The following is a 2,175-nucleotide window of genomic DNA, read 5'->3' on the forward strand; positions in this document are numbered from 1 at the left end:
GCCTCGGCATTCAGGCCTTCGAGCCGCTGCTGATCGAGGGCAAGGCGATCCAGTTGCACCCGCTGGTGTGTGCCGCCTACAACGCCGACTTTGACGGTGACCAGATGGCGGTCCACGTGCCGCTGACTCTGGAAGCCCAGCTCGAAGCGCGGACGTTGATGATGGCGACCAACAACGTGCTGTCGCCGGCCAACGGTGAGCCGATCATCGTGCCCTCCCAGGACGTGGTGCTGGGTCTTTATTACATGACCCGCGAGAAGATCAACGACAAGGGCGAGGGCATGGTATTTGCCAACCTCGACGAGGTCGATCGCGCTTTCGGCACCCAGAACGTCGCGATGCATGCCCGGGTCAAGGTGCGTCTTGATGAGGTCGATGTGGACGAGGAGACCGGCGAGCGCAGTCAGCATCGCCGCCTCTACGACACCACAGTGGGCCGCGCGCTGCTGTTCCGCATCCTGCCGGAGGGCGTACCTTTCGCGCTGATCGACCAGCCGATGAAGAAGAAGGCCATCTCGAAGCTTCTCAACGAGGTCTATCGTCGTGCGGGCCTCAAGCCGACGGTCATCTTCGCTGATCAGTTGATGTTCACTGGCTTCCGCATGGCCACCTGGTCCGGCGCCTCCATCGGTGTCAACGACTTCGTTATCCCGGACGCCAAGGCCGAGATCATCGAGGCCGCCGAGGATGAGGTGAAGGAGATCGAGGACCAGTTCTCCTCGGGTCTCGTCACCGCTGGCGAGAAGTACAACAAGGTGATCGACATCTGGTCCAAGGCCAACGACAAGGTGGCCCGGGCAATGATGGACGGTATCGAGAAAGAGACCGTGATCGACCGCCATGGCAATTCGGTCGAGCAGGACTCCTTCAATAGCGTCTTCATCATGGCCGACTCCGGCGCGCGCGGTAGCGCCGCCCAGATTCGCCAGCTGGCGGGCATGCGTGGTCTCATGGCAAAGCCGGACGGCTCGATCATCGAGACCCCGATCATCGCCAACTTCCGTGAGGGCCTGAACGTACTTCAGTACTTCATCTCGACCCACGGTGCCCGTAAGGGACTGGCGGATACGGCACTCAAGACCGCCAACTCGGGCTATCTGACGCGTCGCCTGGTCGACGTGGCTCAGGACATGGTGATCACCGAGACTGACTGCGACACCGAGAACGGTCTGACGCTGCACCCGGTGATCGAGGGTGGCGATATTATCGTTTCACTGGCCCAGCGCGTGCTGGGTCGCGTGGTGGCCCAGGACGTCATCGATCCGGCCAGCAACGATGTTCTGATTCCGCGGGGGACCCTGCTCGACGAGAAGTGGTGTGCCGAGCTGGATACCATGGGCGTCGACGAGATCGTGGTGCGCAGCGCCATCGCCTGCCAGACCGTGCATGGCGTCTGTGCGACCTGTTACGGTCGCGACCTGGCGCGCGGCCACCAGGTGAACATCGGTGAGGCGGTAGGCGTCATCGCCGCTCAGTCCATCGGTGAGCCTGGCACCCAGCTGACCATGCGGACCTTCCACATCGGCGGCGCGGCATCGCGGGCCTCCGCGGTAGACAGCGTTCAGGTCAAGCATGGCGGGCACGTGCGCCTGCACAATATCAAGTACGTAGAGCGCGGCGATGGCAAGCTGGTAGTGGTGTCCCGCTCCAGCGCCCTGGCCGTTGCCGATGATCACGGTCGTGAGCGCGAGTACTACAAGCTGCCCTACGGCGCCGAGCTCTCTGTCAAAGACGGTGATCCTGTCGACTCCGGCCAGGCGGTGGCTAAATGGGATCCGCACACCCATCCCATCGTCGCCGAGGGCGAGGGCGTCGTGCAGTACGCCGACATGGACGAGGGCCTCACCATCCACCGTACCGTGGATGAGATGACCGGTCTCTCCTCCATCGAGGTGATCGAGTCGGCGGCCCGTCCCATGGCCGGTCGCGACAAGCGACCGATGATCCTGCTAAATGACGCGTCCGGCCAGCCGGTGACCGTCAGTGGTTCCGACACTCCGGTGCAGTACCTGCTGCCCGGCAAGTCGATCGTCACCGCCGACAATGGCGCAAGGATTGGCGTGGGTGAAGTCGTCGCCCGAATCCCGGTGGAGGCGTCTGCCAACAAGGACATCACCGGTGGTCTGCCCCGCGTGGCCGACCTGTTCGAGGCACGCAAGCCCAAGGAGCCTGCGA

General features: G+C 63.4%; 1 pseudogene. It reads left to right on the plus strand.

Going from position 1 to position 2,175, the window contains the following annotated elements:
* Window positions 1–2,175 (plus strand): annotated as a pseudogene (locus ACFODV_RS00195) (DNA-directed RNA polymerase subunit beta'); the annotation flags it as partial.

It is taken from the genome of Halomonas tibetensis, from assembly GCF_042643535.1.
GTDB classification, from domain to species: domain Bacteria; phylum Pseudomonadota; class Gammaproteobacteria; order Pseudomonadales; family Halomonadaceae; genus Halomonas; species Halomonas tibetensis.